11 protein-coding genes are annotated in these 13,190 nt (G+C 62.5%); 5 read left to right on the top strand and 6 right to left on the bottom strand.

Features of this window, described 5'->3' with window-relative positions; translation table 11 throughout:
• Nucleotides 1-67: 67 nt before the first annotated feature.
• Both lolA and B0G81_RS30050 read right to left on the bottom strand, forming a co-directional pair.
• A complete protein-coding gene (gene lolA, locus B0G81_RS30055) occupies nucleotides 68-802 on the bottom strand; it encodes an outer membrane lipoprotein chaperone LolA (RefSeq protein WP_121306449.1) in 735 nt (244 codons plus the stop codon).
• 364 nt (nucleotides 803-1,166) lie between these two features.
• Nucleotides 1,167-3,479, bottom strand: coding sequence for a DNA translocase FtsK (locus B0G81_RS30050; RefSeq protein ID WP_166679080.1), 2,313 nt, complete (start codon nucleotides 3,477-3,479; stop codon nucleotides 1,167-1,169).
• A gap of 344 nt (nucleotides 3,480-3,823) precedes the next feature.
• On the opposite strand from B0G81_RS30050, the gene trxB reads away from it, so the two are divergent.
• The 3 genes from trxB to B0G81_RS30035 all read left to right on the top strand — a co-directional run bounded on the left by trxB (nucleotide 3,824) and on the right by B0G81_RS30035 (nucleotide 6,420).
• Nucleotides 3,824-4,825 carry a thioredoxin-disulfide reductase gene (gene trxB, locus B0G81_RS30045; protein ID WP_134140395.1) on the top strand — a complete coding sequence of 334 codons (1,002 nt, stop codon included), beginning with the start codon at nucleotides 3,824-3,826 and terminating at the stop codon, nucleotides 4,823-4,825.
• A 202-nt stretch (nucleotides 4,826-5,027) separates the two neighbouring features.
• Complete coding sequence (locus tag B0G81_RS30040; RefSeq protein ID WP_116142603.1) at nucleotides 5,028-5,786, top strand: Smr/MutS family protein; 759 nt, start codon at nucleotides 5,028-5,030, stop codon at nucleotides 5,784-5,786.
• A gap of 13 nt (nucleotides 5,787-5,799) precedes the next feature.
• Nucleotides 5,800-6,420 carry a trimeric intracellular cation channel family protein gene (locus B0G81_RS30035; RefSeq protein WP_106280433.1) on the top strand — a complete coding sequence of 207 codons (621 nt, stop codon included), beginning with the start codon at nucleotides 5,800-5,802 and terminating at the stop codon, nucleotides 6,418-6,420.
• Between the two features lie 69 nt (nucleotides 6,421-6,489).
• Here B0G81_RS30035 and fliD read toward each other — a convergent pair whose 3' ends face one another.
• Complete coding sequence (gene fliD / locus B0G81_RS30030) at nucleotides 6,490-7,998, bottom strand: flagellar filament capping protein FliD (RefSeq protein ID WP_134140393.1); 1,509 nt, start codon at nucleotides 7,996-7,998, stop codon at nucleotides 6,490-6,492.
• A gap of 276 nt (nucleotides 7,999-8,274) precedes the next feature.
• On the opposite strand from fliD, the gene B0G81_RS30025 reads away from it, so the two are divergent.
• Both B0G81_RS30025 and B0G81_RS30020 read left to right on the top strand, forming a co-directional pair.
• A complete protein-coding gene (locus tag B0G81_RS30025; protein WP_134140391.1) occupies nucleotides 8,275-8,934 on the top strand; it encodes a glutathione S-transferase family protein in 660 nt (219 codons plus the stop codon).
• Nucleotides 8,935-9,070: 136 nt separating this feature from the next.
• A complete protein-coding gene (locus tag B0G81_RS30020; protein ID WP_121306454.1) occupies nucleotides 9,071-9,988 on the top strand; it encodes a LysR family transcriptional regulator in 918 nt (305 codons plus the stop codon).
• An 82-nt stretch (nucleotides 9,989-10,070) separates the two neighbouring features.
• Here B0G81_RS30020 and ugpC read toward each other — a convergent pair whose 3' ends face one another.
• From ugpC to B0G81_RS30005, 3 genes are all read right to left on the bottom strand, one after another.
• Nucleotides 10,071-11,186: a sn-glycerol-3-phosphate ABC transporter ATP-binding protein UgpC gene (gene ugpC / locus B0G81_RS30015; RefSeq protein ID WP_134140390.1), complete on the bottom strand. Its 1,116-nt coding sequence runs from the start codon at nucleotides 11,184-11,186 to the stop codon at nucleotides 10,071-10,073.
• A 103-nt stretch (nucleotides 11,187-11,289) separates the two neighbouring features.
• Entirely contained in the window at nucleotides 11,290-12,147 is an 858-nt protein-coding gene (locus B0G81_RS30010; protein ID WP_106279938.1) for a carbohydrate ABC transporter permease, read from the bottom strand.
• Nucleotides 12,137-13,075: a sugar ABC transporter permease gene (locus tag B0G81_RS30005; RefSeq protein ID WP_106279936.1), complete on the bottom strand. Its 939-nt coding sequence runs from the start codon at nucleotides 13,073-13,075 to the stop codon at nucleotides 12,137-12,139. Before B0G81_RS30005 ends, B0G81_RS30010 begins: the two co-directional genes overlap by 11 nt.
• Between the last annotated feature and the right edge of the window lie 115 nt (nucleotides 13,076-13,190).

Below are 13,190 nucleotides of genomic sequence, written 5' to 3'. Positions count from 1 at the left end.
CACGCGCAATAAAAAAGCCATGGCATGCCATGGCTTTTTAACGATCGCACGCCAACTGCGTATCGGCTTATCCGTTGATCACGTCCGCGCCCTTCGGCACCGTGAACTTGAATGCGTCGGCCGGCAGCGGCGGATTCTTCTGAATGTTCGAGAAGGTCAGCAGCGTCACGTTGCCGAACACGTCGTGCAATTCCATCGCTTCGAGATTGCCATCCTTGAAGCCGATACCAACGCGCTGGAATTGCGTGTCTTTCGCTTTCGGCGTGAGTTCGAGCCAGTCGATGCCGGCCTTCACGCCCGCATCGCGCAGCGTGAAGTTCTTGTCGAGATCGTTGCTGCCGAACAGGATCGCCGCCGGGCTCGCGCCGAGCGCACCGCCGAGGCTGCGCACCGTCACCTGATTCAGATCCTTGTCGTAGACGTAGAGCTTGTCGCCGTCTGCCTGCAACAGTTGCGCATAGGGCTTCTCGTATTGCCAGATGAACTTGCCGGGGCGCGCGAACGTAAAGGTGCCGCTCGACGTGCCGGTTTTGCCCGCGCCTTGGGTCGACAACGTGCCGCTTGCGCCTTGCGCTTTGCTCGGCGCCCGCACCTCCTGCTGGACAAAAGTGCCGCGCGCCGAATGCACTTGCGCGACGAACGCCTTCAGTTGCTCGGTCCCGCTCGCGAACGCCTGCGACGCGAACAGCACCGACGCGCCGATCGCCACGCTGCCGACGCCGCGCACAAAGCTGCGGGCGAACTGGCCAAATCGGTTGGATTGAGCATTCTCTCGAGCGTGCTGCTGCGCGAATAGCTGCATGTGGTTTTCTCCCTTGATTGAATTCGTTGAGCGGTCGTGACCGCTTGCTTGCGCATTGAGCAATGCCTTGGGTGCCCGTATTTGGCGAGGGGCTGCCGCGATGCCAGCGAGCCTGTTTCCCATCGGCGCCGTACTCAGACGTGTCGTGAGCAGCTTAGCCACCCCGCCTTAAACGAGCCTTAGGGTAGCGACCGGCCCTTTGATGCCGCAAAGCATCGCTCGCCCAAACCAGCCGTCGAAGTGGTGGCGGAGCCTCAACGCGGCAAAGCATGGCTTGCCTTGCTTTCGGTTGCGATAAAGAGGCGCCCGCGTCTCGCAGCCGACGGCACATTCGCCGCCTCACTGCGGACTCGCTGCCCGCGGTTTATTCCGCTTCCCGCGCCGGCGCCAGAATCTCGCGATTGCCGTTCGACGACATCGCCGACACCACGCCCGAGTTTTCCATCTGCTCGAGCAACCGGGCCGCACGGTTATAGCCGATGCGCAAATGCCGCTGCACCAGCGAGATCGACGCACGCCGGTTCTTCAGCACGACGTCGACCGCCTGGTCGTATAACGGATCCGACTCGCCGTCGCCCGATCCGGTTCCTCCGGCGCCCGCGGAGCCTTCGTCGCCCTCGCCCGTCACGCCGCCTTCGAGAATGCCCTCGATGTAGTTCGGCTCGCCCTGCTCCTTGAGTTTGTCGACCACGCGATGCACTTCCTCGTCCGACACGAACGCGCCGTGCACGCGCACCGGCAAGCCGCTGCCCGGCGGCAGATACAGCATGTCGCCCATGCCGAGCAGCGATTCCGCGCCCTGCTGGTCGAGAATGGTGCGCGAGTCGATCTTCGACGACACCTGGAAAGCCATCCGCGTCGGCACGTTAGCCTTGATGAGGCCGGTGATCACATCCACCGACGGACGCTGAGTAGCCAGAATCAGGTGAATGCCGGCCGCGCGCGCTTTCTGCGCGATCCGCGCGATCAGTTCTTCGACCTTTTTGCCGACCACCATCATCAGGTCGGCCAGTTCGTCGATCACCACGACGATGTTCGGCAGACGCGTGAGCGGCTCCGGATCGTCCGGCGTGAGGCTGAACGGATTCGGCAGTTTTTCTTCGCGTTTGGCGGCCTCGTCGATCTTGTTGTTGTAGCCGGCGAGGTTACGCACGCCGAGCTTGCTCATCAACTTGTAGCGGCGTTCCATTTCAGCGACTGCCCAGTTGAGCGCGTGACCGGCCTGACGCATGTCCGTCACGACCGGACACAAGAGATGCGGAATGCCTTCATACACGCTCATTTCGAGCATCTTCGGATCGATCAGGATCATGCGGACCTGATCGGCGCTCGCCTTGTAGAGCAGCGACAGGATCATCGCGTTGATACCGACCGACTTGCCCGAACCCGTCGTACCCGCCACCAGCAAGTGCGGCATCTTCGCGAGGTCGGCGCACACCGGCTTGCCGCCGATATCTTTACCGAGCCCCATGGTCAGCGGCGACGCGGCATCCGCATAGACCGCCGAGCCGAGAATCTCGGAGAGACTCACGGTCTGACGACGCTGGTTCGGCAACTCCAACGCCATGAAATTCTTGCCAGGAATGGTTTCGACCACGCGAATCGACACGAGCGACAGCGAACGCGCGAGATCCTTGGCAAGACCGACGATCTGGCTGCCCTTCACACCGGTGGCCGGCTCGATCTCATAGCGCGTGACCACCGGGCCGGGATACGCCGCAACCACGCTCACTTCGACGCCGAAGTCCTTGAGCTTTTTCTCGATCAGGCGCGAGGTGAACTCCAGCGTATCCGCGGAGATAGTTTCCTGCGCGACCGGCGCGGCATCGAGCAGCGAAATGGGCGGCAAGGTGGAATCGCCCGGCAGGTCGGTGAAGAGCGGCACTTGCCGCTCCTTCTCGACACGCTCCGACTTGGCCGGGGTGACGACCGGCGGCACGATCATGACCGGCTCGTGCTCCTCGATCCGCACGCGGCCCTTCTCGACCTTGCCCTCGCGCTTGACCGCAGCCGCTTCACCGAGCTTGCGGTCGCGGCCGGCCTCGCGGCGCAGCTTGGCGAACGTCACCGCGGAAATGATCGATTCGCCGACCTTCTCCGACACGGACAGCCACGAAAAACGGAAATACAGCGACAAACCGATGCCGAGCACGATCAGGAGCGCCAGCGTGCCGCCCGTGAAGCCGAGCGCATGCGACACACCACGCGCGACGGCCTCGCCGATCACGCCACCCGGCGCGCGTGGCAACTGCACTTTCAGCGACCACATGCGCAACGCCTCGATGCCGTCGCAGGCCAGCAGGACCAGCATGAAAGCGAACGCGTCGGCGAGCCAACTCTCGCGCGGCACGTCGTCCTGCTCTTCCTCGTGATGGGTGATGCGCTTGTAGTTCGCGGAGATATGGCGGCCGAGCAGCACGATCCACCAGTAGGCGGACAGACCGAACAGCAAGAGCAGGATGTCCGACGTCCACGCGCCGACGCGGCCCGCCCAGTTGGCGATATGGTCGACCTGCGCGGCGTGGGTCCAGCTCGGATCGCGCCGGCTGTAGCTGACGAGCGCCATGAGCAGGAAAACGCCGAGCGCCACCTGCAGGATCCAGCGGATTTCGGTGAAAAGGCGCGACATGCGGTGCGGCAATGCCTGCGCGCTCGCGGAATAGGGAGCTTTTGCCATTGATCCTGTTGCGTGTGTGCCCGGTGTGTGCCCGGCTCCGGCCTGAGTCGTGGTTAAGCCTCGCCCAGCGCGGCTTCGGGCCCGATCCCGGCTTCCGGGAACTTCGATCCGGCCTATTGTAAACGCAGTGTCCCGCGCGAGGCTGTAAATGACGGTAACTTGGCCGTTTGGCCACAGAAAGGCGTGGCGAGGCCCGCCGCCGACGCTATCGGCGTGATCGGAAAGCTTCATGGAGCAGGCCGGCGCCCCGCCCTTTATAATGTCGCGCTGATACCCATCTATAGTTTCAGCTCAAGTCGCGCGGCCTCGCATGGGCGAGCCGGGCGCCGTAAAAGGATTCGATCATGCCTGCAACTTCCACGAAACACGCCAAGGTTCTGATTCTCGGTTCCGGTCCCGCCGGCTACACGGCGGCGGTCTACGCGGCGCGCGCCAACCTCGCGCCGGTGCTTGTCACGGGCCTGGCTCAAGGCGGCCAGCTCATGACCACGACCGACGTCGAAAACTGGCCTGCCGACCCCAACGGCGTGCAAGGCCCGGAACTGATGGGGCGCTTCCTGGAGCACGCCGAGCGCTTCAACACCGAAATCATTTTCGACCACATTCATACGGCCAAGCTGGATGAGAGGCCGATCCGCCTGATCGGCGACTCGGGCGAATACACCTGCGACTCGCTGATCATCTCGACCGGCGCCTCGGCGCAGTATCTCGGCCTGCCGTCGGAAGAAGCGTTCATGGGCAAAGGCGTGTCGGCTTGCGCCACCTGCGACGGCTTCTTCTACAAGCAACAACATGTGGCCGTGATCGGCGGCGGCAATACCGCGGTCGAGGAAGCGCTCTATCTGTCCGGGATCGCCAGGAAGGTGACCGTGATTCATCGCCGCGACAAGTTCCGCGCCGAGCCGATTCTGATCGACCGTTTGCTGGCAAAGGAAAAGGAAGGCCTGGTCGAGATCAAGTGGGATAGTACGCTCGACGAAGTCACCGGCGACCAGTCCGGCGTGACCGGCCTGCGGATCAGGAACACGAAAACGGGTGCCACCGAAGACATCGCGCTGCAAGGTCTGTTCGTCGCGATTGGCCACAAGCCGAACACGGACATTTTCGCCGGCCAACTGGAGATGAAGAACGGCTACATCATCACCAAGGGCGGCCTGAACGGGTTCGCGACCGCCACCAGCGTGCCGGGCGTGTTCGCCGCGGGCGACGTGCAGGACCACGTGTACCGTCAGGCGATCACCAGCGCCGGCACGGGTTGTATGGCTGCGCTCGACGCGCAACGCTACCTGGAAACCATCGACGAGATGGTCGGCGAGCACGCGATGAGCCAGGAAGCCGAGCGTTAATCGACGGCGGCGGCGGCCGCGCCAGTCTGCGAACCGCGTCGGCAGACTGAGCGCAACGGTAAAATGGCGGCTGGGCATCGCCCGGCCGCCCGCTTGAAAGAAGGCCGCGGCTGCAAAGCCGGCGGCCTTTTCGCATTCAGGTCTTCCGGTCGCCGGGAAACGTCGCGCGACCGATCTACTTTCTCTGCCTGTTACTAGCGATATGCCGAAGAATCAGCCTCACCCGAGCGAACCGAAGCGCGCGCGAGCCGTCGCGCGGCCCGCGCCCGAACCGGCTGCGCCTGCCGTCAAACCGAAGCTCGATCCGGCGGCCGGTCTCGCCGGCCTCGGCGCATTGCGCGACGCGCTCAAAGTCGACACGCAACGGCGCGAGCGCGAAAGGGTAGCCGCTGCTGCCGCGCAGCGTGAAGCCTCGGCGGACGCCGATCTGTTCCGCCGCGAGATCGGCTCCGTCGCGCCGCTCGCCGTGCCGCCGCGCGCCACGCTGCCGCGCAATCCCCCGCCGCCGCTGCCGGTACAGACCAAACTCGACGAAGAAGCCGTGCTGCACGAAGCAATCTCGGACGAGTTCGATCCCGAGATTCTGCTCGAAACGGATGAGACGCTGTACTACTGCCGTCCCGGCGTGAGCCAGGAAGTCGTGCGCAAACTGCGGCGCGGCGACTGGATCGTGCAAGCGCAAATCGATCTGCATGGCATGCGGCGCGAGGAAGCGCGCGAGGCGCTGGCCGAGTTCATTCGCGAATCGGTGAAGCGCGGCTTGCGGTGTTTGCGCGTGATTCACGGCAAGGGCTTGGGGTCGATCGGCAAGGAGCCGGTGTTGAAAGGCAAAGTGCGCGCGTGGCTCGTGCAAAAGTCCGAAGTGATCGCATTCTGCCAGGCGCGTCCGCATGACGGCGGCGCCGGCGCGGTGGTCGTGCTGCTGCAGCCGGGCGCTGCGCCGGCTCACGCCAAAGCCTGACGGAGCCACGGTGATCCATCCAAGGCTGACGCTCGCGCTGACCATCATGGAGGCGCTGGCGATTTTCGCGTACGCCATTTCCGGTTTCATCGAAGCCAAAACCCGCCGGCTCGATGCCGTCGGGACATTTCTGGTGGCGATCGCCACGGCTTTCGGCGGCGGTACGTTGCGCGATGTGCTGCTGGAGAGGCGGCCTTTTTACTGGGTCGAACATCAAGGCTATCTGATCGCGATCTTCGTTATGTCGCTGTTCGCGCCGACGCTGTTGAAGATGACCTCGCGGCTGTTTTCAGAGCGGGTTCTGCTGGTAGCCGATGCGATCGGGCTGGGACTGTTCAGCATTGGCGGTACGTCGATCGCGCACGACGCGCAGATGCCGTGGTTCACCTCGGTGATGATGGGCGTGCTGACGGGCGTTTTCGGCGGCGTGATCCGCGACGTGCTGTGCAACGAAGTGCCGCTGATCCTGCGCGATTCGCGGCCGTATGCCACGTGTGCGTTCGTGGGCTGCTGGCTGTACGTGCTGCTGGATTACATCGATTTCGACACGGTGTATAGCGTGTTGATTGCCACCGCTTTCATCCTGCTCGCGAGGTTGGTGACCTTCAGGTTCAATGTGCGTTTGCCGCATTGACTGACGCGGCGTGGCTCGCAAGGTCGCACGGCGCATTGCCCGTAAGCTGCAACGCGCCGCGCTTCAAACTCACTTGTTGGTCGCCAACGCCCCCGCGCTCTTCGAGCCGCCGAACAGCGCCGTCAGATAGGCCGAATTGTTGTTCATGGTCGCCATCAAGGTGTTCAACGCGGTGAACTGACTCTGATACTGCTTCGTCAGTTGCGTGGAGTAATCGCTGAGCCTGGTCTGTTGCGCGGTGACACTCTTCAGGTCGGCATTCAACGCGGTATTGCGCGTGTCGATGATGCCGCCCGTCCGCGTGAACTCGTTGACGCTCTTGTTCAACTTCGCGCCGAGACCATCGGTCGAGTTGAATAACGCGGCAACCTGCGCCGGGCTGGTATTGAGCGCAGTAGTGAGTTTCGCGTTGTCGACCACCAGCGTGCCGTCCGCCGGATCGCCCTTCAACGTGATGCCGATGTGCCCAAGGCTCACCACCGACGTGCCCGTACCCACCCCGCCGCTCACGATCGACGCCAGCGCGTTCTTGACCGTCAACAGCGTGGAATCGCCGAGCAACGCGCCGGCCTGCTTCGACGATTTGTCGTACGAGGACAGCTTGCTGATCGTGGTGACGACGGTGTTGTACAGGTTGGCGAAATTCGTGATGGCCGTGTTCTGCGCGGTGGTGTCCGGCGCGATGGTCAGCGTCTGCGGATTGTTGACCGAAGCGCTCGACAGATTCAGCGTGACGCCGGCGATGGCATCGGTGACGGCGTTGTTGGCGCTGCGCGCCGCGATTCCGCCGATGGTGAGCAGCGCGTCCTGCGCCACTTCGCTCTGATGCCACGCATTGCCGGCATCCGACGACACGATCGTGGACGCCCCGCCGTTCGCGCCGGGCGTCGACGTCACGCCGAGGCTCGACAGGCCCGCGTCGTTCTGGACGTTGCTAGTGGTCACATTGATCGTATTGCCCGAACCGGTGGCCGCCGAGCGCAGCACGAGGTGAGCGCCGCCGGTGCCGGTCACGATCGTGGCCGTGACGCCGGGGTTGTTGGACGCTTTGTTGATCGCGGCGGCGATGCCGCTCAGCGTGTTGTTGGTGTTGTCGATGGAGACATCCATCGACTTGCCGCCGACCGAGATGCTCAACGTGCCTGTGCCGAGTTGCGTGGTCGCGCCGAAAGCCGCCGAAGACAGGCTTTGCGACGAAGCGATCTGCGTCACGTCGATCGTATAGCTGCCGGCCACCGCGCCGGGACCCGCTTTCGGGTCAAGGCCCTTGGCGCTCGCGGTGGCCGCGAAGGTGGACAACGTCGTTCCGTCCGACAGGTTCTTGATCGCCGCCTGCAAGGCGGACAACGCCGAACTGAGCGCGCCGTAGGCGGATAACGTGGTGTTGTCGCTGGTCTGCCTGGCTTGCAACGCGGCTGCCTGCCCCGCCGTTTTGGCGTTGACGAGTGCCGAGACCAGAGTCGAGACATCCATCGACGAATTGCCGGTCGAACCGCTGATGATGGATTGCGCTGCCTGCTGAACCTGGCTCTGCGCGTTGGCCGTCGCGCTGTTCACCGAGGACGTGATGCTGGACATGTGAAGCTCCCCGTGCGTCGAATTATTCGTTTTTGGTTGAGTGACGCCCCGGGCTCGTTGTTGCTGCGCCGTCTAGCCGGTCACGTCGCGGTCTCTTACAAAGTTTTCAAATGTTACACCATCTTTCTTGATGGCTTTGTGACGTTTTAACGTAGCGAATGGTGATGCCAAGGGTCGTGGCTGTCGATTTGCGTGGCTCCCACTCGTCGTGAGATAAAACGGTCCTCCGGCCGTTTTCGTGCAACAGCAACTCACCAACCGTCCAAGGTGACCACGATGACCCTGAAGCTCTACGCCCATCCCTTCTCCTCGTACTGCCAGAAGGTCCTGACCGCACTCTACGAAAACGGCACGCCGTTCGAACTGCGCCTGCTGGCGCACGACGACCCGCAAGTCATGGCCGAATTCGCCGCACTCTGGCCGATCAAGCGCTTTCCGGTGCTGGTGGACGGCAACCGGACGGTGATGGAGGCGAGCATCATCATCGAGTATCTGGGCCTTTATCACGCCGGGCCGGTTCAACTCCTGCCAGCCGATCCTCGCGCGGCGCTGGAAGTGCGCAGCATGGATCGCTTCTTCGACAACTACATCTCGACGCCGCAGCAAAAGATCGTCTACGACAGCATGCGCCCTGAACCGGAGCGCGACCGGCAAGCCGTCGCCGATGCGCGCGCCATGCTCGATACCGCGTACGGCTGGCTGAACAAGGTGATGGCGGAGCGCGAATGGGCGGCCGGCGACACCTTCAGCCTCGCCGATTGCGGCGCCGCGCCGTTTCTGTTTTACGCCGACTGGACGCACACGATCGGCCCGGCGTTTCCGCACGTGCTCGCCTACCGCAAGCGCCTGCTGGCGCGGCCGTCGTTCGCTCGCGCGGTGGATGAAGCGCGGCCCTATCGTTCGTATTTCCCGCTTGGCGCGCCGGACCGGGATTGAGGCCTGCGGCGTGGCCGTGTCGCGCAAAAGACGAGCGTCTGCGCCACGTCGACCCTAACGGTTTGCGACAACAAATTTCCCAGCCTATACACTTCACTTCGAAACCTACTTCCGCCAATCAACCTTAAGGCAAAACATGGACCGTTTCGAAGCCATGGAGATATTTACGCGTGTGGTCGAGGCGAACAGCTTCACCAAAGTATCCGAGTCGCTCGACCTGCCGCGCGCCAAAGTCAGCCGCACCATCCAGGCGCTGGAGGAACACGTCGGCGTGCGTCTGTTGAATCGTTCGACGCGCCAGGTCAGCGTCACCGAAGACGGCGCGCTGTTCTACGAGCGCTGCGTGCGCATTCTCGCCGAGGTCACCGACGCCGAGTCGTCACTGTCGAACAAGCGCGAAAATCCGGCCGGCACGATCCGCGTGGATACGTCCGGTACGCTGGCGCGCGCGCTACTGCTGCCCGCGCTCGACGATTTCTACCGGCAATACCCCGAGATCGACGTGCGGCTCGGCCTCGCCGACCGCAACATCGATCTGATTCAGGACGGCGTGGATTGCGTGATCCGTATGGGCACGCCGGAAGAGTCGAGTCTCGTCGCGCGGCGCATCGGCCAGGCGCGCATTGTCACGTGCGCGTCGCCGGCATATCTGGAGAAGCACGGAGAGCCGACCACGCTCGAAGAATTGAGCGAGCACCGCGCGGTCAACTACGTGTCCGCGCGCACCGGCAGGACGTTTCCGTTCGAATACGAGGTGGACGGCGATATTGCCAAGGTGTCGTTAAAGAGCGTGCTCGCGGTGAACGACGGCAGCGTCTATATCGGCGCGGCGGCGCTCGGTCACGGCATCATCCAGCCGTCACGCTTCATGGTCGCCGATCTGATTGCGCAAGGCGCGCTGAAGGAAATCCTCACCGGCTATACGAGCCCCAGCACGCCGCTTTCGGTGCTGTATGCGCATCGCCGCAATCTGAGTTCGCGGCTGCGTGCTTTCATCGAATGGGTGACCGAACTGGCACGCAACAATCCGGATCTGCGTATTCCGGAGCAGTAAGCCAAGGTCGCCACAATAAAAAGCCCCATGCGTCTTGCAACGCATGGGGCTTTTCTCTTCTCATGCAATCGGACTTTCGCGCTTAGGCAATCCGCTCTTCATTCGACGGATCGAACAGCACCGCCTTCGACGTATCGAACAGCAGCGTCGTATTCGTCAGCGGTTGCGGATTCGACGCCGGGTGCACGCGGCTCACAATGCGCTTGCCGTTGACCTGCGCGAACACCAGCGTATCCGGACCGGTCGGCTCGATCACGTCGACCTTCACTTCGATCGGCTGCAGCTTCGCGTTGTCGCCGTGCGCGCCGCGCGCGTCGGTGATGCGCTCCGGACGCAGGCCGAGAATCACCTCACGGCCCACGTGCGACTTCACCTTCGCCGAGTCAAACGGCAGGTTCAGCGGCGTGCGCGCAACACCCGTATCCAGTTCGACTGCCACGCCCGCGCCCTGCTCCACCAGCTTGCCCTGGATGAAGTTCATTGGCGGCGCACCGATGAAGCCGGCCACGAACAAATTCGACGGCGAGTCGTAGATGTCCTGCGGCGCGCCGAACTGCTGCACGACGCCGTCTTTCATCACCGCGATGCGGTCGCCGAGCGTCATCGCTTCGATCTGATCGTGCGTTACATAGACGATCGTCGTGCCGAGCCGTTGATGCAGCAGCTTGATTTCCGAGCGCATCTCGATACGCAGCTTCGCGTCGAGGTTCGACAGCGGTTCGTCGAACAGGAACATGACCGGATCGCGCGCCAAGGCACGGCCCATGGCCACGCGCTGACGCTGGCCGCCGGACAGTTGACCCGGCTTGCGGTCCAGCAGGTGGGTGATCTGCAGCGTGTTCGACACGCGGTCGACGATCTGCGTCTGCTCGTTCTTCGGCACCTTGCGGATGTTCAGACCGAACGAGATGTTCTCGCGCACCGTCATGGACGGGTACAGCGCGTACGACTGGAACACCATCGCAATGTCGCGATCTTTCGGCGACAGGTTATTCACCGTCTTGCCGTCGATCTGGATCTCGCCCTTGGTCACGGTCTCGAGGCCGGCAATCATGTTGAGCAGCGTCGACTTCCCGCAGCCCGAACCGCCGACCAGAATCAGGAACTGGCCGTCTTCGATGTCGATATTGACACCCTTCAGAACTGGCACCCCGTTCGGGTAAGTCTTGTACACGTCACGGATGGAAAGGCTTGCCATGCTGTGAATCCTCTTGTCTCTGGTACTGCTTGAAAACTTTGTCGGGTGACGGCGGCTTCGAATCGAACAGAAGCCGCCGCGCTCGGATGATTTAGCCTGGCCTTTAGCCCTTCACCGCGCCGGCCGTCAGGCCGCGCACGAAATAGCGTCCGGCGATGATATAGACCAGTAGCGTGGGCAACGCGGCGATGATCGCGCCGGCCATGTCCACGTTGTATTCCTTCACGCCGGTCGAGGTGTTCACGAGGTTGTTCAGCGCCACCGTGATCGGCATGGAATCGACGCCGGAGAACACGATACCGAACAGGAAGTCGTTCCAGATCTGCGTGAATTGCCAGATCAGACACACCATGAAAATCGGCAGCGAAACCGGCAGCAGAATCTTCGTGAAGATCGTGAAGAAACCCGCGCCGTCGATACGCGCCGCTTTCACGAGTTCAGCCGGAATGCTGACGTAGAAGTTGCGGAAGAACATCGTGGTGAAGGCGATACCGTAGATCACGTGCACCACCACCAGACCGGTGGTCGTGTTCGACAGGCCGAGAAAGCCTTCGAAACGCGCCATCGGCAGCAGGATCGCCTGGAACGGAATGAAGCAGCCGACCAGGATCATCGTGAAGATCGGATCCGCGCCACGGAAACGCCAGTGCGTCAGCACATACCCGTTGAACGCGCCGATGATCGACGAGATCAGCACGGCGGGAATCACCATGCGCACCGAGTTCATGAAGAACGGCTGCATGCCGTCGCAACGCACGCCCGTGCAGGCGCCGCTCCAGGCCTTGATCCACGGATCGACGGTCCAGTGCGTGGGCGGTGTGAGCAGATTGCCGGTGCGGAGTTGATCGATGTCCTTGAACGACGTGGACAGCATCACGTACAGCGGGAACAGGAAATACAGGGCGAACAGGAACAAGGCCGCATAAATGACGGCACGGCTGATCGTCATCTTAGGCTGCATTGCGGGTGCTCCTCGATTCCAGATACATGAGCGGCACGAGCACGGCCACGACAGTGGCGAGCATCATCATCGACGATGCCGCGCCGACGCCCAGCTGCCCGCGATTGAACGAAAACGTGTACATGAAAATAGCCGGCAGCGACGAAGACGTGCCCGGACCGCCCGCGGTCAATGCAACCACTAGGTCGAAGGTCTTGATCGTGATGTGGCAGAGAATCAGCAGCACGGAGAAGAACACCGGGCGCATGCTCGGAATCACGATCTTGCGGTAGATGGTGGGCAAGCCCGCGCCATCCATCTGCGCAGCCTTGAAGATTTCACCATCGACACCACGCAAGCCCGCAAGGAACAGCGCCATCACGAAGCCGGTGGACTGCCACACGGCCGCGATCACGACGCAGAAAATCGCCTTGTCCGGATCGCCCAGCCAGCTGAACGAAAAGCTCGTCCAGCCCCAGTCGTGGAACACTTTTTCGAGGCCGATGCTCGGCGTCATGATCCATTGCCACGCCGTACCCGTCACGATGAACGACAGCGCCATTGGGTACAGGAACACGGCGCGCAGCGCGCCTTCGTTGCGGATCTGCTGATCGAGCAGGATCGCGAGAAACAGACCAAGACCGATACAGATACCGATGAACGGGATGCCGAACCAGCCGAGGTTCGCAGCCGAGGTCCAGAACACATCGTTATCGAACAGTTCGCGATAACGATCGAGACCGACAAATTCATAGCGGGGCATCAGGCGCGAATTGGACAGCGACAGATAGCCGGTAATTGCAATGAAGCCATAGACGAAGATCAGGCTGATCACGACGCTGGGTGCGAGCACCAGCTTCGGAATCCAGCGATCGGCAAGGGCCGCCATGGGCGACGCGCGGCGGGCGGCGCTAGCCGTTTTCCCGTTTCCGCTGATAGAAGCAGTCACTACTCGACTCCTGCTGAAACTGTACCGCCGGGAGATTCACGCCTGACAGACGCGAGGCCGCAACGGCATAGGTGTGACTCTATGAAACCAGGGGTGAAGCCGCTTGTGACCAGTG

Source organism: Paraburkholderia sp. BL6665CI2N2 (assembly GCF_004366535.1).
In the GTDB taxonomy this organism is placed as follows: domain Bacteria; phylum Pseudomonadota; class Gammaproteobacteria; order Burkholderiales; family Burkholderiaceae; genus Paraburkholderia.
The sequence above is the reverse complement of the archived record's forward strand: the minus strand, read 5'-3'. Positions and strand labels throughout refer to the sequence as shown.

Bases quoted from the DNA above. Each gene is read 5' to 3' on its own strand.
- B0G81_RS30010 (WP_106279938.1), bottom strand. From the start codon at position 12,147: ATGCAGCCTAAGATGACGATCAGCCGTGCCGTCATTTATGCGGCCTTG.
- lolA (WP_121306449.1), bottom strand. From the start codon at position 802: ATGCAGCTATTCGCGCAGCAGCACGCTCGAGAGAATGCTCAATCCAAC.
- B0G81_RS30025 (WP_134140391.1), top strand. From the start codon at position 8,275: ATGACCCTGAAGCTCTACGCCCATCCCTTCTCCTCGTACTGCCAGAAG.
- trxB (WP_134140395.1), top strand. From the start codon at position 3,824: ATGCCTGCAACTTCCACGAAACACGCCAAGGTTCTGATTCTCGGTTCC.
- ugpC (WP_134140390.1), bottom strand. From the start codon at position 11,186: ATGGCAAGCCTTTCCATCCGTGACGTGTACAAGACTTACCCGAACGGG.
- B0G81_RS30040 (WP_116142603.1), top strand. From the start codon at position 5,028: ATGCCGAAGAATCAGCCTCACCCGAGCGAACCGAAGCGCGCGCGAGCC.
- B0G81_RS30020 (WP_121306454.1), top strand. From the start codon at position 9,071: ATGGACCGTTTCGAAGCCATGGAGATATTTACGCGTGTGGTCGAGGCG.
- fliD (WP_134140393.1), bottom strand. From the start codon at position 7,998: ATGTCCAGCATCACGTCCTCGGTGAACAGCGCGACGGCCAACGCGCAG.
- B0G81_RS30050 (WP_166679080.1), bottom strand. From the start codon at position 3,479: ATGGCAAAAGCTCCCTATTCCGCGAGCGCGCAGGCATTGCCGCACCGC.